We start from the raw sequence: 22,924 nt of genomic DNA on the forward strand, positions 1-22,924 counted from the left end.
CACAATCGGTGAGAAGCATGACATTCTGGCGCCCGCATAACGGTATCCGTGTCAAAGCCATCGGCTTGCATTGGCGGGGGGACCGCCTTCTTGCTGCTGAAGTCCCAAATGACGACGGTCGCATCAAGGGTGTTCGCCCGTTGGGCGGATCGGTCGAATTCGGCGAAACATGGCATGACGCCCTGAAACGTGAGTTCCGCGAAGAACTCGATGTGACGGTTGAAGTCAGAGGGCAACCGCTGGTGATTGAGAACCTGTACCAGCATGAAGGGCATCAGGGGCATGAGATCATCTTTGTGGCCGAGATTCAGTGCCCCGAGCTTTTGAACTGGCCCGACGCGCCGATTTCATTCACCGAAGACAATGGCCTGAGCTGGACAGCAGGATGGTTCAGTCTGGATGCTCTGGATACCGGCGGCCCAGAGCTATACCCGTCTGGCCTGAAAGAGTGCCTGATCAATCGCTGACTCGTTCGCCTAGTCGCCCAGTTTGGCGTGCACCTCGTCCAGGTCGATCTCACCGATTGGCATCTTGTTGCCCGGGTTCTCAAAATCGTATTTGAACAACTCGAAATCGTGTTTGTAGATTTCGTAGACCAGATGCATCGAAAGGTCGTCAAAGTAGTCCTCGACCGGATGCGCACGTTTGGGCCCGTGGCCTTCGGATTCATTGAATCGCGGGATTTCGGACAAATTCACAGCGTGCGGTGTCTCTAACCGATCAAGGACACTTTGCATTCCTTCGTTGAACTGCTCAGTCCAGAAAATCTGATCGTACTGCCCACCATTCACGATGAAGGTAGAAACATGCCCGGACATGGCCGACCAGTGAATGTCAGGATCCATCGGGCGGCGCCAGCGGATCGTATCACGTGCAAACAGCAAAAACCGGCGGAAACTGGCGATCTGATCGAACTCACCCTTGCCATCGTCGCCGCCAACTTCGATCCCGTAATTATAGATAAGCGTGGGCACCAAATTGCCCCGATACCGCTTGCCGTTGCGCTGAATGCCGCAGATCTTGTCGAAGAACGAGCTTAGAATTCGAGTGTAGGGATTGCGTACGCAAGTAAAGGCCAAGGACTTGTGATTGCGGACATTTCCCGAGATCTGATCCTGACTTGGACCGAAGGCCCATTTGTGCATCCCGTCTTTTGCGTCATGGATATCCCCATCAAAAAACTGCCCGTGATCGGAATAAAACATGATCTGACCAATGGTCGAACAGGCGCATTTCGGCACCACACGGTAAACCATGCTTTCGCTTTCGGTCATCCATGTACCGGGAAAACCCATCTGCTGTGCCTCCTTTGCTGATCTGGTCTTAAAATTGACGCGCCAGCATTTGAAACCAAAAAACCAAAAATATTCTATTTATTCAATCGCTCATCCTCAGTATCACGGTTGGAAACGGGCAGAAACGGAAAACAATAGGCCAATATGGCAAGAATTGCCTACATATTGCTTTGTCACAAAGACCCTGACGCAATCATCGCGCAGGCCGAGCAACTGACCGCAGCCGGGGATTGCATGGCGATCCACTTTGACGCGCGGGCCAGAGCGGCCGCTTTCGAACGCATTCGCGAGGCTTTGAAAGACAACCCCAATGTCACGTTTGCCAGCAAGCGCATCAAATGCGGCTGGGGGGCTTGGTCACTGGTTCAGGCCACGCTGAACGCCCTGCAGGCCGCTGTGGATGCGTTTCCCCGCGCCACTCATTTCTATATGGTGTCAGGTGACTGCATGCCGATCAAATCGGCTGAATACATCCACGACTTTCTGAACCAGCACGACGTTGATTTCGTCGAAAGCCATGATTTCCTGGAAAGCAACTGGATCAAGACCGGCTTGGTTGAAGACCGGCTGATCTATCGGCATTATTTCAACGAACGCACACAGGCCAAGCTGTTTTACGGGTCGTACAATCTGCAAAAACGGTTTGGTTTGACGCGCGAGATTCCGTCAGATGTTCAGATAATGATCGGCAGCCAATGGTGGTGCCTGCGCCGCAGGACCATCGAAATGATCCTGGATTTTCTGCAAAAACGCCCGGATGTGAAACGGTTTTTCTCGACCACCTGGATTCCGGACGAGACCTTTTTTCAGACGTTGGTGCGCCATCTGATCCCCAAGACTGAGATCGACAACCGCACTCCCACATTTCTGATGTTCTCTGATTATGGCATGCCGGTGACGTTCTACAACGATCACTATGACTTGCTTCTATCGCAAGATTACCTGTTCGCCCGCAAGATCAGCCCCGAAGCCCATGAGCTGAAGGACAGGCTGGGTCAGATGTACGCTACCGAAGGGATGACCTTTCACATCTCGGACGAAGGCCGCAACCTGTACAGCTTTCTGACAGGGCGTGGCCGGGTGGGGCGGCGCTATGCGCAACGGTTCTGGGAGGCAGGCAATTCACTGGGCCCCGAGCGCGAAGTGTTTCTGATCGTGAGCAAGAAATGGCATGTTGCCAAGAGGTTGGTGGATCAGATCGTCTCGGAAACCGACATTCCCTGCGTGGAATACCTGTTCAATGAAGAAGACACTTCTTTGCCTGATCTGGGCGGCATTGAATCGTCTCTGGCCAAGCGCACGCGGCACCGGCGCGCGGTGGCGCGCATGCTGTTTGAAAGCTTTGATTCCAACAAGCTGGTCTTGTGCGTGGATCCCGCAGATCTGGATATCATTCAGGATTTCTGCTCGGTTCAGGCCCGCAGCCATGTTCTGGAAATCGAGTGCGAGTACTCCGACGATTATCTGATCGGCCACGCCCGCCGCGTGGGGTTGGCCGGAGAAAGCAGTCCTCGGGAATCCGTGGCCCGTCTGATCCCAGCACTGCGCAGTTCACTGGTGCACGAATCCGAATTGATCCGCGAGGCAGAGTTCGACGGATACCTGCGTATCCGCGAGACCAACTCAAATATTGAGAATGAGACCGCGATTGCCGAGTTTCTGGGCGTGTCGCTGGACAAGGCGCAAGCCATCATGAGCCTTGACTATCTTTTTGCGGATTAACGCGGATCGTCCAGCGGCGCGCCGAAGCGCCGCTGGATAATTGGTTCAGATATCGAATTTGACGCCCTGCGCCAAAGGCAGCTCAGCCGAGTAGTTCACCGTATTCGTCTGACGACGCATGTAGGCTTTCCACGCGTCCGAGCCGCTTTCGCGCCCACCGCCAGTTTCCTTCTCACCACCGAAGGCCCCGCCGATCTCGGCACCTGACGGGCCGATATTGACGTTGGCGATACCGCAATCCGACCCGGCTGCCGTCAGGAACTGCTCTGCCTCGCGCATGTTCAGGGTGAACACGCAAGAGGACAGGCCTTGGGGAACGTCATTCTGCAGCTCAATCGCATCATCAAAATCGTCATAGCCCATGACGTAGAGGATCGGCGCAAAGGTTTCGGTTTTCACAACCGCCGTCTGGCCTGGCATTTCGACAATGGCCGGTTCCATATAGACACCAGCAGGCACACCCTCGGTCACGCGACGACCACCGTGCACCGTTCCACCTTCGGCCTTGGCAGCCTCAAGCGCTGCGGTCATGGCCGTGCCCGAGGCTTCGTCTACCAACGGGCCAATCAACGTGCCTTCGACCAGTGGGTTGCCGATGGGCAATCCCGCATAGGCTTTTTTCAAACGGCCGACCAATTCTTCGCGGATCGAGTTATGTACGATCAGGCGACGCAGCGTGGTGCAGCGCTGACCGGCCGTACCGACGGCCGAGAACACAACCGCACGGACAGCCATTTCCAGATCGGCCGAAGGACCAACGATCATTGCATTGTTGCCGCCCAGCTCCAGAATGCACTTGCCAAAACGCTGTGCTACGATAGGTGCCACGGCGCGACCCATACGGGTGGACCCGGTGGCCGAGATAACCGGAACGTCTTCGCTTGCGACCAAGGCCTCGCCCAGCGCCGCACCACCGATCAGGGTTTGCAGCAGGTTGTCCGGCGCATCGCCAAACCGGGCCAGCGCGCGTTCAAAGATTTTCTGGCAGGCCATCGCGGTCAGCGGCGATTTCTCGGACGGCTTCCAGATCACCGGATCACCGCAGACCAGCGCCAGTGCCGCATTCCAAGACCACACCGCAACCGGGAAGTTGAAGGCCGAGATCACCCCGACCGGACCTGCCGGATGCCACGTCTCCATCATCCGGTGACCCGGACGCTCGGACGCAATGGTCAGACCATACAATTGACGCGAAAGACCAACCGCAAAGTCGCAGATGTCGATCATCTCCTGCACTTCGCCCAAACCTTCCGAGGTGATCTTGCCAGCCTCCCAACTGACCAGAGCACCTAGATCGTCCTTGGCGGCGCGCAGTTCCTCTCCCAACAGGCGGATCAGCTCACCCCGGCGCGGGGCCGGTACTGTCCGCCATTCTTTGAACGCCGTTTTAGAACGGGCAAAGATGGCGTCCATGTCGGCAACGGGTGTCTCATGCACGTCGGCCAACACGCTGCCATCAATTGGAGACGTCACTTTGAGCGTGCCGCCGGTCAGTTCGGCCTCGGTCAGATCCAGATTGGCGAGGGTTGTTTGGGCTGTCATCACGATGTCTTTCATATCTCAGGCCGCCTTGTTCTGTTCGGTTACGTCGCCGGCGCGATAGAGCCGGCCAAATTCGGTGTTCAGGAAATCGGACAGGTTCACCTGTTCCTGCCGGACAAACCCTTTCGCAGGCAAAGCACCTGTCCGCATTAGATCGACGACGCCTAGAACGCCTGCGGCCGTGGTGACCTGTATAGCGCTCCAGACCTGTCCGTTGATGGTGCGGGCAAAGCTCTTGTTGATCAGGGATTTCTCGCGCAGCGCGCCGTCGATCATGCCTTTTGCGGTGCAATAGACCAGCACCACATCCTGATCGGTGCGCGGCAGGGCGGTCTCAAAAATGTCCTTCAAAAGATCGCGGCGGTGTTCCAGACCCAGGTCTTTGAGAAGCAATTTCAGGATATCGCAATGGCCCGGATACCGGATCGAACGGTAAGACACCGCCCGCGCTTTGCCGTCCAGTGTTTCGGGCAAGGTGCCCAAGCCACCGGACGTGTTGAAGCATTCGTATTCCACCCCGTCATGACCAAGAAGCTCGTAGTCTTCCAGCGGAGCGGTCTTAACCCTTTCACCGTTTACGATGGCATCGCAAGGGTTGCAGTATTCGTTGATCAACCCGTCGGTGGACCAGGTCAGATTGTATTTTAGCGCGTTGGTCGGATAGAGCGGCAGCGCCCCCACCCGCATATGCAGGCTGTCGATTTCATCGAATTCCGCCGCCAGCGATGCCCCCGCGATACCAACAAAACCCGGCGCCAGGCCACATTGCGGCATGAATGCCGTTTCACTGCCTTGTGCCAAGTCACGCACGGCATTGGTCGCCGCGACATCTTCGGTCAGGTCAAAGTAATGTGCACCAGCGGCCTGGGCCGCTTTGGCAATCTTCGGCGTCAGAAAGAACGGGGCCGCGGAGATTACGGCATCGAACCCACCCAGGCTTTCGGTCAGTTGCGCTTCGTCGCTCACATCGATTTGCCGGGTCGAAATGCCCTGCTTGTTCAATGCTGATAACGCAGCCAAATCGCGGTCGGCGACTGTGACCGAGTAATTGGCCGATGACTTCAGCAAGGTCGCGATCATCTGACCGATCTTGCCTGCTCCGATGACACAAATGTTCCAGCTCAAAACGCGCCTCCTCTTTCGTTTTTGAAAGTATGAGGCCGCTTCTGTCCGAAACGCAGGGGCAATCTTGACGAAATCGTGGTTATGCTTGTCATATTGACAAGATTTTTGTCAATTCGTCGTACCACCTGTGCGAGCTTCCGCGCTCGGCGGCACGATGAACGACATGATCACCCTATGGCTGCAACGCAATTGGCCCAATCAACAACGCCAGTGATTTTTATATTCAGATATTATACAGTACGCTCAATTGGACCGTTTTGTTCGCGCATATCAATATGTTCAATCGGTCCGCCCAGCGCGGGAAATTACGTCAGGCCGGTTTTCTATTCCGTATGACCGATGGGTGCCTGACCCATAAACAAGCTTCTGCGTTGGGTCTTTGACAATTTTCACGGCGAAGTTCAGGGGGGACAAGACGTGCCTAAAGATCCAATTGAAAGCTCTCAATCATTCAATCCATCCCAAGACGATCTGAACCTGATAGACGAGGTTCTGCCATCTAAGGATCTATCAGTCATTCATTCGAAATTCGAGTTCTACGAAGTATCCGAAGAGATGGTCCTGCCCTCTGAAGGTATGTTTGTGGTCCTTGGCGGCATGGTTCAGCTCCGGCAGGACAAAGCGGTTCTCGCGACCGCAGACACCGGGGACTATTTTTACGAAGAACATCTCGAAATCGAGGACATTCCCGTCAGTCTTCAGGCGCTTGCCACTCCGGGCACCCGATTGGCCTATCTGCCCAAACACCAATGGAAGGCAATCCCGGAAAAGATTAAAGATGCCTGTGAAGATACGCTGTTTGGCGATCTGGTCAGTGTGCATCTGAAGAACTATCAACAGCCGATCAATTGCTGCAGCGTGACCGCTGCAGCCCTTAGCATGTCGGCGCTTGGATTCAGCTACGAAGTCAACGACATCTTTCGCGAATGCGGCTTACCGACCTCGTTTGTCGTAAACGACGGAATATCGCTGGGCGAACTTTTCGATGTTGCCTGCACGTTCATCCATACTCAGGACCTGCGCGATGTCATTCAGGTGCAGGCCTATTTCATGGATGAGGCCACGACATCCGTGGATTTGCTGCTTGAGGCAATAGACGAATCCAATCGACTGGGTGGAAAGAACGATATTCTTGTGGCGAATTTTCAAGTCGGTGTCGCACATGGCAAGGAAAACATGCCGGGTGGCCATTTCGCCATTATCGCAAAGTGCAACCCAAGCACCGGCCTTGTGCATATGATGGACGTTCACCCGGAAAAGTACGGCAAGCTATGGGTGACAACCATTGATCGACTGTGGGCCGGGATGACCGACCGCGACGGAACGTCGATGCGATCACGGGGGATGCTGCGGTTTTCGGCGCTAGACGCTGTCAAAACATACCTGCAAACCCTGAAGCAGGACTGCAATTATGTCGACAGTACGCAATACCTAGCCAAGGACCCCAAAAAGCGGCGCAACCTGTTCCGGCGGGCTAGCCCGAACATGAATTCGATGGGCGTTCTTGCCGAAAGCCTGGCCATCCTTGGGGATGAACAGGTTGACGAAGACAAACTGCTGAGGGCAACGCAAACCGATTTGGCCGAAGCGCTCAGTCGTGTGTCGACAGCCCGGGAAATGCACGCGATGGCGCAACGGTACCTCAGTCAGGAACCGGACGTGCATCTGGGCAGCACTTTCCGCAGCTACGCCAAACGTTCGGACAAAAACGTCAGTTCACCCGAAGACTGGTTCCACCACCAATTGCAAAGTCTGAACGAACACAAAGATCTTCGTCATCTGATGATCAATATCGATTTCAATAAAGTCCTGGGGTCTGAGGTCATACGCCCCCCTAAGAATGCGTTCCGTGAAACGGCCCTGTTGGAGGAGTTCTGGTGCCTGTGTATCGCTTATAAAGAGGCAACCGATATGGTGACGGTTGTGGACATGAGCCCCGCAACCTCACAGGTATGGCAGGCACCGCGCGGGCATTTGTTCCGCGGCCTTCGGGACCTCAAGGACCCGGCCTTGCTCGTGATCGAAAAACAGGACCCACCCGAAGACCCCAGCGACGTAGACCAGATCGTCAAAAACAACCCACTTGTTCTGTTTTATGCGGATGAAGACCCCTGGTCCTACATGCTGCGCAGTATCCTGGCCAATATCGGCATCACCGACATCAAGCTGATTGATGTCGAGGGGCATGGTGCAAATGTTATGAAAATGCGCCGGCAACTGATCGCCCGAACCGGTAAGGAAACCGTTCCGTATCTGTTTTTCAATGGCGTTTGTCTGGGTCGGCGAAACGACATCGTGGACAGTATCCTGAAAGGTGAATTTCAGAAGGACGTGGAAAAGGCCGGGTTGCCGGTTCTGCTGCGTCATGAATCCCCCAGCTTGGACAAGAACATCTTTGGGTACCCCAAGGGCGGACTGACCGATGCCCCCAGCGAAAAGCGCAACGTGTTGCTGTGTGCTTGCGGATCATCGGCGGCGGACAAGGTGCCGCAACTGGTGAAGAAAATCACCGATGCCGGCCACAATGTGAAACTGATCCCTTCAGTGTCCGCTGAAAGGTTCTTTCGCGATATAGAGATCGAAAAGGGCGTCGAGATTGAAAGGGGGTATGAGCCGGAAAAGGTCGAGGACTATATCTCTCACAACGACTATTACCGCGACGACGACGAATGGAACTTTCGATACACCAAGTTCGGCATGCCGCTGCGCGCCTCACATCTTGCGTTGTGTGATTGGGCCGATTGCGTGATCGTGGCACCCGTGACCTGCAATACAATGGGCAAGATCGCCAATGGGATTGCCGACAACCTTTTGACCTCGGTCTTTGTCGCCTGGCAGTACCGGAACAAACCGGCGATCCTTTGCCCGGCGTGTAACACCAACATGTGGAACAACGTCACAACCCAAAGGAATGTCGAAAAGCTGCGCGATCTGGGTGTTGATCTGGTCGGTCCCCGCAAAGGGCGGCTGTCGAACGGCATGATGGGGATCGGTATGATGGCTACCCCGGACCAGATTATGGAAGTTCTGGACGAAGCGTTCGAGGAACTAGCCGATCAGGAGCACAACATCTGCAAATGGGCGCAAGAAGCCGCAGCTTCGGATGAGTTCGCGCAATGGCGCCGTGTTTTCGACGCGATTGAAAACGGGATGGCTGGGATCGACATCGTGGATGAGCACAATGGCGATACGCTGTTGCATTACGCAGCTGGCGGCGAAGGTGAGTTGCATGAAAACGGAAAGGGCTTGGGCAAACCTGACATTGAGGCCGCGCAAGAGCTGATACGGCGCGGCATCAACGTGAATGCGACCAACGACCATGGGTTTACCAGCCTGCACGTGGCGGTGATGAACAACTCGGTTGATATGGTCAAAACACTGTTGGCCGCAGATGGCATTGACGCAAGTTCGTGCATCCACTTCCTGCAAAGCCCCAAAAACGCCGAGGACGTCAATGAAGCCAAAATCTCGAATGAAGTGCTGGCCATGCTGGATGACTGGGCCAACAGCCACACACTTGCGGAGATCGAAGAAGAGAGCGAAGACGATGTCGTAGATGACCGTGAACGTACCTATCTCTACTTCACCTATGGTTCGTTGAAGAAAGGCTTCCCGAACCATGAGGCCCACACAGACGTGCTGGATGATTTCGTTGGCAAGGCCGTGACCCGACAGCGAATGCCCCTGATCGTGCCGCATGAGCCGCATTGCGATAATCCGAATTGTGGTTACCTGCATCGGATGGCCACGCTGGTCGACCAGAAAGGCCGTGGCAAACCAATCCACGGAGAGGTGTATCGGGTGACTTCGTCCGGTATGAAAGAACTCGACAAGCTCGAAGGTTTTTACGAACCTGGATCACCCGAGAACGTCTACGTCCGTAAGCGGATCAACGTGCTGATCGAGGGCGTAATGAAACCCGCATATGCCTATGTGATCGCGCAGCCCACCAAGTATCTGGATCAGTTGGAGAAGGGCGCAGCCGGGGTTGTCGGGGAATACACGCTGGACATGGCCACAGGCACATTAAAACCCGGGTGGCAGCCGCCCGCCTAGTTTTGAACCTGTATCCCGACCTCATCCTTAGGGCTGTCCTTGAGGCTGAGGTTATAGGCCGTGATGATCACCATGCACGACAGGACAAAGGGCCAGAAACAGGCCTTGGGAATCAGGTTGTCTTTATAGTGGATGAACCACAGGGACGGCACGGCCTCGGCTGCAAAGAAGTAGGTGTTTACCGACACTGCCAGCAGCAGGAAATACATCAGGAAAAAGAACGATTCCATGTAGATCACAGGAGATCCGGCGAAGCCTTCGCGCAATTGCACATGCGCCAGCAGGATCACGAAAAACAAGACTGAGCAGGTGCCGATAACGCTGGACGTACTGAAATCGTGCCGTTCCACCAGATTGGGGCGTCGCGTGACTGTCATGACAGCCCCGAACAGCAGCATCGTCACAACAATCAGCGGGATCATGTGGACGATAAAAGCATTCGCAAAGTTCCGTTTGATGACGAAATTATAGTGCAGTTCAGGCAGGTTGGTCTGATATTCGTTCTTGCCAATGCCAAGGGTCGTATCCAGATCGGACAGCCGGTAGTCGAAATAGGTGTTTTCACGCTCCCACGTTCCCATGACGATCCGGTTGTCGATGCCAAAGATATCGTTCGGCCCCGTGGCCGGATAGGCCGAAAAGTCAGGGATTAGAGCCACATTTACGTCAAACTCGCCCGGCCAGAAACGGACCCAGACGGTTTTGTGGTCAAACGGATAACTGGTATAGTCAAAGGCCTGGCGCAAGGTCTGTTCAAAATACCAGCCGATCAACTCGGACCCGCCCTCATCTATCCTGTAGGCTTCTTCAATCAGGCCACTCGCTGCCTCGGCAGCTTCCGGCAGGATGAACCCCACTTCGCCTTCGGCTGGTTTGATGGCGTCATGCACACCGTCCTCATAATGCTGCCAGATATAGCCGCTGACATGCACATCACTGGCACCGGTAAAACTGAAGGATTTGATAAATATGCCAGTTTTGACCTGATAGCCTGGCAAATTTGGAAGGTCTTGCAGGTAAGCGTCGACCGACGCCTGATCTGGCAGTTGCGTCGGATCCTCGTCGAAATGGTTCAGTTCAATCCAGAGTTTGAACAGAACAAGGGCCAGACCCAGCGTAACAAAACCCGAGATCAGCCAGACTTTCTTTTCTATGCTCATTCAGCCCCTCACCTGATTAGTCCAGCGGCCCGACCAGCGATTGCTTGATGCCCAGGTTCTGAAACCGCGCCTTCAATTCATCGAACCCTTCATGTGCCGTCACAGGAATGCCCCAACCCCCGCATTCAGCCAGTGTTCGAGCCTGCAGGATCGACAGATCAACCATCGGCAAAGGCTCATCCGCTGTGAAATCGGCCAAGGCATCTGCGTACCGCGTGGCTTCGTCCCACTGCTTGCGCGCCAGCATGACGGCAGCGGCATCCGTATAGAAATGCAGGTGGCTATGGCCAACACAGCCTTCGGCGATGATCTTCTCGCCAAGCTTTAGGTTTTCATCCTGCGCAGTTGGGTCCTCTTCGGCCATGGCTAGGGCGGACAGCGCTTTTGGTCCGACAAAATTCCGACCGTGCTCAAGGGCAATGTCGACCGCGCGGCGACCGGTTTCGCGCGCCTGTTCCAGCTGCCCGGCATAGACCTGTGTGCGGGCAAGATGTTCAAGCGCCTGCGCCTCGAGGCGTTTTGCACCAACACGGTTTGCGATCTCGGCAGACAGGGTGAAGGCGTCCAGCGCCTGATCTATTTCTCCTAAAAAAGTGTGTGCAACACCCAAACAGGTCTGCGCAACGCATTCCGGAACAAAGGCAAAATACTTCTGTGACACCTCAATGGCTTCCTGCGCATCCAGCTTTCCTTGCGCTATTTCGCCGGTATAACTACGCGCGACGCTCAGATTGTGCAGGTTTGCGGCCAAGTCACGGACCAAACCCTTTTCCCGCGCCCGTTCGACCGCCTGCGTGTAGAACCCCGTTGCGGTCTGCATCGTGGCATTCATGAAATTGGCGTCGCCAAATCCACTGAGCGCGCCAACTTCAAGTCGTGCGGATTCAAGCTTTCTGGCCAGTGTTAGAGCCTTTTCATTACTCTCAAGCGCCTTTGTCACCTGCCCCAGCGGGAAGTATACATTGCCGCGCACATAGTTGATCTGGGCAATGTCACGGTCAGACCCGCAGCGTTCTGCGGCTGCCTCGGCAATATCCAGACTTTCCAGTGCTTCCTGATACAGGCTGGCCTGCCGCGCAGCCTGCGCCAGGCCGATTTGTGCACGGCAGATTTGTTCATCCGTTTCGGCCAGTTCTGCGGCCTCTTTGAATTCACGCAGGGCATCATTGGACAGGCCTTGCAACCGGTGCGTCTCACCCCGGGCGCAGAACAGATCAAAGCGAACCCCTGCGGGTGCTGGCAGTTCCAGCCCCCGTTCGATCAACGGGCTGGCATCGTCGAACTGAAAAACCTGTATCAGCTTGTCCGCGGCTTCCAGATAAGCCTGGGCCGCATGGGTTGCACCCGCGCGATCCAGATGTTGTGCCCGCAGGGTGGCGTCACGGTCCTCAAACCAACTCGCGGCCTGACGATGCAGGCGCGCGCGTTCAGATTTCACCAAAGTTGCATAAGATCCGTCGCGGATCAGCGCGTGGGCAAACATCAGATCGGCCTCAGCCTCGCGGATCAGGGCGGAGCGGATCAGGGTCGAGGTATCCAGATGCCCTTCACCCAGAACAAAATTCAAAACTTCGGGCGAGAACCTCTGCCCCAGCACGGATGCCGCTTGAATCGACGTCCGGCTGGTCCGGTCCAGCGAATCCAGACGGGACTGAACAATGCCCTGAATGCTGCCGGGAACGGATTCCTGTTTCAGCACATCGATATTGCGCAATAACTGCTCAAGAAACAGCGGATTGCCCCCGGCGCGTTTCACGCAGGCGTCTAACAGTTCAGGATCGATCCCGGTGAACTCTTCGACCAGTTGTCGGGCTTGTTCGTCCCCCATCGGCGCCAGTTCCAGCTTGGATATCAGGGCACCATCCGTCGCAAGTTGCCATTCGCGGTCGATCGGATCGCCTTCCACGCGGCTGGTCATTAGCAACACGCAGGGCAGATTACGTGTCATCGCCGCGATATGGGCGCAAGCTGTCAGGATCTCGGGTGAAGCCCAGTGGATATCCTCGATATGGATCAACAAAGGCGTTTCCTGGCTGCGGGCCAAAATCAGGTCGTCGATGACCTGACGCCGCCCCCGCAGACGGGTTGCATTGTCCATCACCGCATAGACCTCGGCCAGACCGGGGTCTTGTTCAAGCTCAAGCAGCGCATTCAGATGCGCGGCATTCGCCGCTGTTACCCAACCCTTGCTAATTGCATCCTTCGCGACAGATGCACAGGTTTCCGTATCATCCGTCGGCTCCAGCCCCAGAATACTGCGTGTCACGGATTGGATAGCTGAATGCCCCTCGCGCGCGCCGAAATCCATGACCACGCCATTGTGGACGGAATAGGACAGGCCGTCGGCCAGCTCAGCCACCTGTTCCGACAGGTGGGTTTTGCCGATGCCCGGCTCGCCCAGTACGATATGGACTTCACCCTTACCGTGCCGCTGGCATCGATCGAACGTTGCCGAAAACAGGGACAGCTCTCGCTCGCGGCCCACAAAGCGATGCCTGCGCGACCGGATGTTGCGCGCCATCCGGTCCAGCCGCCACAGCTCAACCGGATCACCAAGGCCTTTAATCGCCTTTTCGCCCATCGATTCACCGACAAAAAGCGGCCCTAACGCACGCTGAATGTCATGTGAAACCAGAGTTTCCCCCGGCGCTGCCATGTCGGTGATGCGCGACGCCAGGTTCACACCATCACCTGTCACAGTGTATTCCGTATGGGCCTGACTGCCTGTCGTACTGGCAATCACCTGTCCTGATGCAATCCCGATATGGCAGGTCAGCGGAGGGTTCAGGCCGGGCAGAACCGTGTGAATTTCCAGCGCGGCCCGTGCGGCTCGTTCGGTATCATTCGTGTGCGAGATCGGCGCGCCGAACACGGCCATGACCGCATCGCCAATATGCTTGTCGATCCGGCCACCGTATTTTTCGACGACCTTGTCCACCCTGGTAAAAAACGCGTTGAGCAGCGCGTGCATGTCTTCGGCATCCAGTTCACTGGTCAACCGGGTAAAACCGGTCAGATCGGCGAACATGACCGTCACCTGGCGCTTCGCAGGCTCCAGCGATTCCTCAGGCTGAAATGGAGGGGCGGTTTCGAACGTCTCAAGCTCGGCAATCGCGCGCAAAAGCCGCCGGCGATCGCCGACAGCAGTGACTCCGATTTCGATCAGGTCTTCACCCGTCAAATCGGGTAAAATTCCAAAATCAATTTTGTTATCCAAAAAGGCTTGCGCGTAGTCAGATAATCCAAGTGCGCTTAGCCAGTCCCTAAGGTCCTGAGACATTTCGCCCCTCTGAAGCCCCCAACTCCAAAGACAGACGTAGCACAACAGACCCGGATGAGTCTGCAAAGTTTGAATATTTTAATGTATATGCACACCCAATTGCCCGCATGACGGGCAATTGGGTTTTTGGAATTAGATCTCGGCCTCTAGCCCATCCGTCGACAGATCGTCCAGTTTCGGCATCAACCGCAGCAGCTCGCTTGCATATTCGGTCTGCGGGTTGGCGAAGAGTTCGTTGGTTTCCTGCAGCTCAACCACCTTGCCCTGCTTCATCACGGCCACCCGGTCGCACATCTGACGCACCACCGGAAGGTCGTGGCTGATAAACAGCAGCGTCAGACCCAGATGTTCCTGCAAATCTTTCAGGATGTTCAGGATTTGCGCCTGAATTGACACGTCCAGGGCGCTGGTCGGTTCGTCACAGATCAGGAACCGCGGCTGCGTCGCCAGCGCGCGGGCAATCGAGATCCGTTGCCTCTGACCGCCCGAGAATTCGTGCGGGTATTTCAGCCCGGCCTCATGGCCCAGCCCGACCTGATCCAACAGCTCGTCCACGCGGCGCTTGATGTCGGACCCTTCCATCAGCTTATGATGGCGGATCGGTTCGGCCACGATATCGTCGACCCGCATCCGGGGGTTCAGCGACGAATAAGGGTCCTGGAAGATCATCTGGATGTTCTTGCGATAGGCATCCAACGCGGCCCTGTTGGTCAGATCACTGACCACCTGCCCCTCAAAGGTGATCGTACCGCCATCAACCGGGTACAGCCCCGCGATCATCCGCGCGATGGTAGACTTCCCAGAGCCGGATTCACCCACGACCCCGAACACCTCACCCGCACGAATGTCAAAGCTGACATCGTCAACGGCAGTGAAATAAGTGCGGTCCCACGGCAGCAGGCCTTTGCGCTGCAGAAACTTCTTGGTCAGATTGCGGATTTCGAACACCGGTTTGCTGGTGTCATTCTCCACCTTAGGCCAGTGCCGGGCCATATCGTCGATGGCAAAACGGGTCTCGCGCCCACCATAGCTGATCTGCGGAAAGCGGTGCAGCTTCAGAGTCGGGCGCGGAACGGCGGCGATCAGTGACTTGGTGTATTCGTGCGTGGGCTGACCCATGACCTGAGACGTCGGGCCGGTTTCCACCACCTTGCCCGCATACATGACCGTCACCTTGTCCGTGGTATCCGCGATCACGCCCATGTCGTGAGTGATCAGGATAACGCCAACCTGCCGTTCCAGCGCCAGCTCTTTGATCAGGTCCAGAATCTGCGCCTGAACGGACACGTCCAGCGCCGTGGTCGGTTCATCCGCGATAATCACGTCCGGCTCGGTGCACAGCGCAAGAGCGATGACCACACGCTGCCGCATCCCGCCCGAGAACTGGTGCGGATATTGGTCCAACCGCGTGTCCGGGTCAGGAATGCCCACCCGGTCGATCAGATCACGGGCACGCTGGTTCGCCTCGGCATCCGTTCCGCCCAAATGGGCCTGGATCGTCTCGGTCAGCTGTTCGCGTACGGTAAACAACGGGTTCAGCGAGGTCAGAGGATCCTGGAAGATCATCGAGATTTTCTTGCCACGCAGGCCGCGCATTGCGACGGCATCCAGACCACTGATCTGGTCGCCGCTCAGTTTGATGGTGCCGCTGGCAATCCGGCCGGGCCGGTCCAGCAGACCCATGATGGCCGCTCCGATTGTGGATTTGCCCGCACCGGATTCGCCCACCAGACCGTGGATCTCGCCCGGTTCAACGGACAGGTCCACGTGGTCCACGGCGGTAAAAAGTTGGCGGCGCGTCGGGAATTCGACCGTCAGATCGTTGATCGTCAGAAGGCTCATGTTATCACCGCAGCTTGGGGTTCAGCGCGTCGCGCAGCCAGTCGCCCAGCAGGTTGACAGACAGGGCCAGCGCCAGAAGGGTGCAGGCCGGGAAGAACAGGATCCACCACTCACCCGAGAACAGGAAGCCCTGTCCGATACGGATCAGTGTTCCCAGCGACGGTTGGGTCGGCGGTGCACCGACACCCAGAAAGCTGAGCGTTGCCTCGGCGATAATTGCCAGCGCCAGCGAGATCGTGGCGATCACCAGAACCGGGCTGAGGACATTGGGCAGTATATGGCGGAACATGATCGGAATTGGCCCGCGCCCGATCAGACGGGCGGCCTGTACGTATTCCTTGTTCTTTTCCACCAGCGCAGCGCCGCGTACGACCCGCGCAAATTGCACCCAATCAGATAGGGCAATTGCGATGATCAGAACATAAATCGCCATTTCGTTGCGGTATTCGGGAGGCGTGACGCCCTTGGCGATACCAAAGATGAGCATTGCAACCAGAATGGCCGGGAAGGTCAGCTGCACATCGGCAATCCGCATGATGAGCGTCTCGACCCAACCGCCAAAATACGCTGCAACCAGCCCAAGGATGACACCTATGATCAGCGCCAGCATCACGGCTGACACGCCGACAAACAATGAGATGCGCATGCCATATAGAATGGTCGAGAATACGTCGCGTCCCTGATCGTCGGTCCCCAAAAAGAAGGTTTCCTGCGTAAAGGCATTGGGCGTGCCCGGCGGCGTAAAGCCGTTCATCAGGTTCAGCGATGCCGGATCAAACGGATTATAGGGTGCGATGACCGGGGCAAAAACGGCGGCCAGCAAAAGGATCAGCACCACCAGTGAGGCGATCAAGGCAACCGGAGAATGCCGGAAGGACCACGCAAAATCGCTGTCCCAGAACTTGGAAAATCGCGATTTGGTTGGGGCGGTCGGGGTTTCGATGGTATCGGTCATGTGGCCCTCGCGTCGACACGCAGGCGCGGGTCAATGGCATAATAAAGAAGATCGACGATCAGGTTGATCGAAACGAACATGACCGAAATCAACATCAGATAAGCGGCCATGACAGGGATATCGACAAACTGGATCGCGTTGATGAACAGCAGGCCAACGCCCGGCCACTGGAACACCGTCTCGGTGATGATGGCGAACGCGATGATCGAACCCAGCTGCAGACCGGTGATCGTGATCACGGGAACCATAGTGTTCTTAAGCGCGTGGCGGAAGTTGATCACCCGGTCCGACAAACCGCGAGCGCGTGCAAACCGGACATAATCGGCGCGCAACACCTCAAGCATTTCCGACCGGACCAGGCGCATGATCAGCGTCATCTGATACAGACCCAGCGTAATCGCAGGCAGGATCAGCGCCTTGAGGCCAGAAGTCGTCAAGAAGCCGGTGGACCAGTTGCCAATCATAACGGTCTCGCCCCTCCCGAAGCTGGGTAAGAGGTCTAATTCAACCGAGAAAATGTAGATCAATAAGATCCCGATCAGGAAAGTCGGTAGGGACACCCCGATCAGGGAAACGGTCATGATGATATTCGCAGCAATCCCTTGTCGTCGGATGGCTGTGAACACGCCCAGCGCAATCCCCATGGTGATTGCCAGAAAGCCGGAAACAAAAGCCAGTTCCAGTGTGGCCGGCGCGCGCTCGGCTATGATGGTCGAGACAGGACGTCCCTGACGATAAGACACACCGAAATTGCCTTGAACGGCATTTTTCAGAAACTTGTAGTACTGAACCGGAAACGGCTGATCCAGCCCCAGTTCAGCCCGCAGCCGGTCGATATCGGCTTGCGTACGTTCCTGACCCAGCATGTTGTCGATCGGATCGCCGACAAACCGGAACATAGAAAATGCGACCAGACCCACGACCAGCAGTACGATCACGGATTGGAGCATCCTTCGGACGATATATGCGAACATTCACTTTCCCCATTGATCCGCTTCTCTATGCACGGGTCGGCTAAATGGTCAAGGTATCGCTAACGGGATGGTATCAGAGCGATCCTTATTTCCTGCGTCATCGGTTTTATGCAGGGTACGATGCGGATTGGCGGTGCCGAACCGGCCCTCGCCAATCCAATGCTAAAACGTCTTCAGTTCACGGTCACCCAGCGCAGCAAAAAGAAGTTGTCGGGGCGCTGTGTCAGCTCGACATTGCTGCGCGTGCCCCAGACCAGTGGCTGCACATACATGGGCACATAGACCTGTTCGTCCTGAATGATCTTAGCCACTTCGTCCAGCATGGCCTGACGCTTAGTCTCATCCAGCTCAGATTGGATGGCAGGCAGCAGTTCATCCACGCGTGCGTTCGAGAAGCCGCCGAAATTCCAGCTGCCCAGCTTTTTCTCTTCGTTTGGCGTCGCGACTAGGAACCGGACTGGGTGTTCCGCGTCAAACGTTCCGGGGCTCCAACCCAGCAGATACATGTCATAGTTATCCTCGCGCAGCTCGGGCCAGTAGTTGCGCACGGGCATCGCTTCCAGCTCGGCCGTGATCCCGATCTGGGCCAGCATGCTGACTACGGCCTGACACACCGCTTCGTCGTTCAGATAGCGGTCATTGGGGCATTTCAGTCCAAATGAGAACCCGTCGGCATATCCTGCCTCGGCCAGCAAAGCCTTGGCACCCTCAACGTCAAATGCGGGACGTTCGGCATGGGCCGCAGAATAGCCGCTCATGGCTGGGCTCACCAATTGCGAGGCCGCTTCGGCATTGCCGCGCATGATGGTGGCCAGAATGGCATCGACATTCACGGCCTGCGCCACTGCCTTGCGGACGCGCGGATCGCGGAACGGGTTAGGCTTGCCTTCATCGTCCGTGTATTTCAGCGTCTCGGCTTCATGATCAAAGCCCAGCATGATTACACGGGCCTCGATCCCCTTGATGACTTCGACATCACTGTCTTCCTGCAGGCGCGCTACGTCCTGGATTGGCACCGGGTTGATCATATCCACATCGCCCGACAATAGCGCCGCAACGGCGGTTGCGGGGTTCTGGATCGGGTTAAACTCGGCGCGGGTGATATTGTGCTCGACGTCGCCCCACCAGCCCTCATGAGGCTCCAGTACGGTTTTCAGGCCAGGCTCACGCTCGGTGACCATGAATGCACCGGTGCCATTGGCGTTGATCGTCGCAAAATTTCCGGCCTCTTTGTCCGGAACGGCGGCATCATTGGCTTCAGTCCAGCCCTGATCCATGATCATCCAGTTGGCAATTGAAGACGGGAACAACGGGTTCGGCGCGGTCGTCATGATATCGACGGTATAATCGTCGACCACGATCACCTCACTGACCGGCGCAAACCAGCTGCGGGTATCCGCAGCCTCGCCCGAGGCGCGCTGATAGCTGAACAGAACGTCCTGCGCATCAAAGGTACTGCCGTCGTGGAAGGTCACGCCCTCACGCAGTTTGAAGCGCCAACCGTCGCCTTCGCCAATCGGCTCCCAGCTGACAGCCAGGGCGGGCTGAACACTCATGTCCTTGTCGCGGCGGACCAGTCCTTCGTAGACGTTGTTAAGAAATCCCAGAACCGGAGCCGAATTGACCGCGTGCGGGTCCATGGTTTGCGGGTCCGTGGTGGAGGCCCATTTGAAATCTGCAGCTTGAACACTGGTGGCAGCCAGCATTGCAATGCCAATGGCGCTGTTCCTGAGGATCATTGTTATGTCTCCCTGTTTCTGTGGTCGAGTTTTCTTGGTTTTTGCCGCATGCGCAAGGAAATCTCAGATCGCAACAAAAAACAGGGCGCGAAAATCGCGCCCTGTCTGATCGTCAAAGGTTTTGACTTACTTAATGGTGAAGTATTTGACCTTGGGCTGGTCTTCGGCATCCACTTCGATGCCGACACCGTCAGCCATACCCCAGTTCAGAACCTGGTGATGAATGGGGATGTAAAGCGCCTCATCCTGCACGACACGCCAGATGTCCGCGATGTCGGCATTCCGGGCGTCCAGGTCGGTGTTCGAAGCGAGCGACTTGATCTTCGTGTCCAGCGCGTCGTCCTGATAGCCGGTTCCGTTCCATGTGCCGATGTCGTCTTCGCGACCGTGGACAAGGAAGTTGAAAATGTATTCCGAGTCATATGTCGGAACACCCCAACCCAGCATGTAGAAGTCAGTCTTGCCGTCGGTGATCAGCGGGAAGTGCTGCGCCTTGGGCTTTGCGTCCAGATTCACGGTCACGCCGATCTGGCCCAACATCCCAACGGCCGCCTGACAGATCCCTTCATCGTTGATGTATCGATCATTCGGGCAGTCCAACCGGAGCGAAAAGCCATCGGCATAACCTGCCTCTGCCATCAGTTCCTTGGCTTTTTCCAGATTAGTGGCGGATTCGCCGTCCATCGCTTCGGTCCAGCCGTTCACGAAAGGCGGTGCGATCATGCCCGCAGGCTGCGACTGGCCGCGCATAACGACCTGCTTGATCGCATCACGGTTGATCGCCATCGACATCGCCTGACGCACACGCACATCGGCCAGAGGATTCTTGCCGTCTACGTTGTCTGCTTCGATATCGTCCGCACCCTGGTTCATGCCAAAGAAGATCACACGGTTCTGTGGGGCTTGCTTGACCATCAGGCCATCGGCACCATTGACGCGGTCAATGTCTTGAACCGGCATATCCTGCAGGAAGTTCACCTCACCCGACAGCATCGCCGCCACGCGGGTCGCAGCGTTCTGGATGGGGGTATAGACGATTTCGGTCACTTCCATGGGGAACTGGTCGATGCCCCAATAGTTGTCGTTGCGCACCATCACGGTTTTGACGTCAGGCTCGCGGCTTTGAAGGACATAAGGCCCCGTACCGTTGGCGTTGGTGGTGGCAAAGGTGATCTCGCCACCCTCGAAATCCTGCACATTGACAGTGTTGTTTGCCTCGGCCCAGCCTTTGTCCAGAATGAACAGGTTGGTCAGGTTCGACGGCAGGATCGGGTTCGGACCATCGGTGACGATCTCGACGGTGTAATCGTCGACCGCGCGCACTTCGGTGATCGAGCCGATCAGCTCTTTCATGTCCGAATTCGGCTGCTTGGCCCGCTCAAAGCTGAACACCACGTCTTCGGCGTTGAAGTCCGCGCCATCATGGAATTTCACGCCTTCGCGCAGTTTGAAGACCCAAACATTCGGGTCATCCGCCTTGGGCCCCCACTCGGTCGCCAGCGCAGGTTCAAACGCGCCTGTTACGTCGCGAATGATCAGCGGCTCGTACATCTGGTGCCGTATTGTGTGTGACGGGCCTTCGTTTTGCGAGTGCGGATCCAGCGTCAGCGCGTCACCAGCACGTGCCCATCGCAGCGTTTCCGCCGATGCGGCACCCGCCATCAATGCGGTCGCACTGGCAGCGATCATCAAGTTCTTCAGGATCATTATAATCTCCCCGTTTTTTCGTTAGTACCGTTCCGTGGAACGGCAGACCGGTTTTGTCGGTCTTGGTAGTGCTGATCATCCAGATCATTCTGAAGGTTGCAACACCAGATTGTGAACTATTTGGATTTCCGATCAAATTTGAAAAGCCGACATATCGCGAACACCCGATTCAGCGCAGAATGACCGAGCGCTGATGCGGATCATCCGGGAAAACGCGCCCGGATTGGACGCATTGAAAAATATGCCGGAACACCAGGCCTGCCTCGCCGCCCGGCGAAACCGGACCAAAATACTTGTGGCCGGTGGGGGTGTCATAGGCCGTATTGATATCGTCACAGTCGACCTGAAATATGTTATGCGGCGTTCGATCGATATTCTCTGGCCCCGTATGACCCAAACGGCGAGACGCCACTTTGTTCTTGAGGTTTGCTGCCTTGCTGGCCCGCAGCGCGAGATCGTCGGATGCGAAATAAACAACCACATTCCGCGACGCATGGCTGACCAGCACACCGGGCTCATGTTCATGCACGGTTTCATTGACGACATCTGCGGCAACCATGAACGTGTTGCGAAACAACAGCGGCACGCCCGACGCCAGATCATACCGATCCCATTCCATCAACGTCTGGCGCAAAACCCGATTGCCCATCGAATGCGCCAGCAGGTTGATCCGTTTCAGGCAGGGGGCAGATTCGGGCTCGTTATCCTCACTGTTGCGCCATTCCAGGAAACGCTCCAGCACCCGCGCAAAGGAAAAGCCGCTTTGGTCCGCGGATTTCTGGTCATCCCAGTATTTCTGAACGATCCCCTGCTTGGCGTCGCTGGGCCAGATCAGAGGCAACACCATCACTTCACCGGGTTTGGCCTGATCGCACAGACGCTGAAGCTCGGCCGTTGTTTGAAACACATCGTCGGGCAGGTTGTTGAACCCGTGCAAGTATAACAGGATCTGACGGCAATCGCTGTCGCGCACCCGCCGCAAGAGCTCTTTGCTGGTAATTTCGGTGTGGTGTTCATCCTCGCCTTTTTCACAATAGAACACCGAATTCGAAGGTGCGTTGTTGTCCAGATCAAAAGTGAAGCGACGTCCTTTACGGGTGCGAATACTTTGGGTTGGAAATCTGTTCGTTATAAAAAGCATGAAAGCCCCTCCTGTTCAGGATGGAACCAGCCTAACAAGTCGACCGCGTAGGCGACACAGAAATCCCGGAACTCTGACCGTATCTATGGTCGTATCTATGGTCGTATTTACACAAAGGGTTTCACATTGGGTCGGTCATGGACGCCCTGAACGAAACTGGGGCGGCTCCGCCCGTGCTTTAGCCTCATAGCTCGCGGTCATCATCAGGCATCAAGAGCCGACCGAGGGGCTCTGCGACAGGGTTTAACCATTCCAGAGGCGGCCTTACGGCCAAGATCCGACTCCGGCTGGGTCCTGTGCCGAAGCGACCTAATTCACTGCAGCGTTGATTGGTGTTGTTATGAGTGATGGAGTGATTTGGCTGATTGTTCTGCCCCATTTTGTGA

Annotated in this window: 14 protein-coding genes; 3 read left to right on the plus strand and 11 right to left on the minus strand. The window is 56.2% G+C overall.

The window, feature by feature from the left end; all coding sequences use genetic code 11:
* Positions 1-17 precede the first annotated feature (17 nt).
* The gene (locus tag AC2FID_RS18970) at positions 18-467 is read left to right on the plus strand and encodes an NUDIX hydrolase (protein ID WP_496838180.1); all 450 of its coding nucleotides are present in this window, start codon (positions 18-20) and stop codon (positions 465-467) included.
* 9 nt (positions 468-476) lie between these two features.
* Here AC2FID_RS18970 and AC2FID_RS18975 read toward each other — a convergent pair whose 3' ends face one another.
* Positions 477-1,295 carry a sulfotransferase family protein gene (locus AC2FID_RS18975; RefSeq protein WP_282120959.1) on the minus strand — a complete coding sequence of 273 codons (819 nt, stop codon included), beginning with the start codon at positions 1,293-1,295 and terminating at the stop codon, positions 477-479.
* 144 nt (positions 1,296-1,439) lie between these two features.
* On the opposite strand from AC2FID_RS18975, the gene AC2FID_RS18980 reads away from it, so the two are divergent.
* The gene (locus AC2FID_RS18980) at positions 1,440-3,017 is read left to right on the plus strand and encodes a DUF5928 domain-containing protein (RefSeq protein WP_496838182.1); all 1,578 of its coding nucleotides are present in this window, start codon (positions 1,440-1,442) and stop codon (positions 3,015-3,017) included.
* 45 nt (positions 3,018-3,062) lie between these two features.
* On the opposite strand, the gene amaB is transcribed toward AC2FID_RS18980, so the two are convergent.
* Both amaB and AC2FID_RS18990 read right to left on the minus strand, forming a co-directional pair.
* A complete protein-coding gene (gene amaB / locus AC2FID_RS18985) occupies positions 3,063-4,559 on the minus strand; it encodes an L-piperidine-6-carboxylate dehydrogenase (protein WP_496838183.1) in 1,497 nt (498 codons plus the stop codon).
* A gap of 18 nt (positions 4,560-4,577) precedes the next feature.
* Positions 4,578-5,684, minus strand: a complete 1,107-nt coding sequence (locus AC2FID_RS18990) for a saccharopine dehydrogenase family protein (protein ID WP_496838185.1) — start codon at positions 5,682-5,684, stop codon at positions 4,578-4,580.
* A gap of 417 nt (positions 5,685-6,101) precedes the next feature.
* Between AC2FID_RS18990 and AC2FID_RS18995 the strand changes: the two genes are divergently transcribed.
* Positions 6,102-9,740, plus strand: coding sequence for a flavoprotein (locus AC2FID_RS18995; protein ID WP_496838186.1), 3,639 nt, complete (start codon positions 6,102-6,104; stop codon positions 9,738-9,740).
* Here the strand turns inward: AC2FID_RS18995 and AC2FID_RS19000 are convergent.
* The 8 genes from AC2FID_RS19000 to AC2FID_RS19035 form a co-directional block, all read right to left on the minus strand.
* Positions 9,737-10,900, minus strand: a complete 1,164-nt coding sequence (locus AC2FID_RS19000; protein ID WP_496723596.1) for a hypothetical protein — start codon at positions 10,898-10,900, stop codon at positions 9,737-9,739. The two genes, AC2FID_RS18995 and AC2FID_RS19000, sit on opposite strands and share 4 nt — an antisense overlap.
* 16 nt (positions 10,901-10,916) lie before the next feature.
* Positions 10,917-14,180, minus strand: coding sequence for an adenylate/guanylate cyclase domain-containing protein (locus tag AC2FID_RS19005; RefSeq protein WP_496838187.1), 3,264 nt, complete (start codon positions 14,178-14,180; stop codon positions 10,917-10,919).
* A gap of 132 nt (positions 14,181-14,312) precedes the next feature.
* The gene (locus tag AC2FID_RS19010) at positions 14,313-16,022 is read right to left on the minus strand and encodes an ABC transporter ATP-binding protein (protein ID WP_496838189.1); all 1,710 of its coding nucleotides are present in this window, start codon (positions 16,020-16,022) and stop codon (positions 14,313-14,315) included.
* A gap of 4 nt (positions 16,023-16,026) precedes the next feature.
* The gene (locus tag AC2FID_RS19015; protein WP_496838191.1) at positions 16,027-16,977 is read right to left on the minus strand and encodes an ABC transporter permease; all 951 of its coding nucleotides are present in this window, start codon (positions 16,975-16,977) and stop codon (positions 16,027-16,029) included.
* Complete coding sequence (locus tag AC2FID_RS19020; RefSeq protein WP_496838192.1) at positions 16,974-17,951, minus strand: ABC transporter permease; 978 nt, start codon at positions 17,949-17,951, stop codon at positions 16,974-16,976. The genes AC2FID_RS19015 and AC2FID_RS19020 overlap by 4 nt, the downstream gene beginning before the upstream one ends.
* A gap of 173 nt (positions 17,952-18,124) precedes the next feature.
* Positions 18,125-19,690: an ABC transporter substrate-binding protein gene (locus AC2FID_RS19025; protein ID WP_496757901.1), complete on the minus strand. Its 1,566-nt coding sequence runs from the start codon at positions 19,688-19,690 to the stop codon at positions 18,125-18,127.
* A gap of 126 nt (positions 19,691-19,816) precedes the next feature.
* Positions 19,817-21,397 (minus strand): ABC transporter substrate-binding protein, encoded by a 1,581-nt coding sequence (locus AC2FID_RS19030; protein ID WP_282120968.1) that lies wholly within the window; start codon positions 21,395-21,397, stop codon positions 19,817-19,819.
* Between the two features lie 169 nt (positions 21,398-21,566).
* Entirely contained in the window at positions 21,567-22,538 is a 972-nt protein-coding gene (locus AC2FID_RS19035) for an alpha/beta hydrolase (protein ID WP_108861693.1), read from the minus strand.
* Positions 22,539-22,924: the final 386 nt, after the last annotated feature.

It is taken from the genome of Ruegeria sp. CDSC068 (assembly GCF_059610545.1).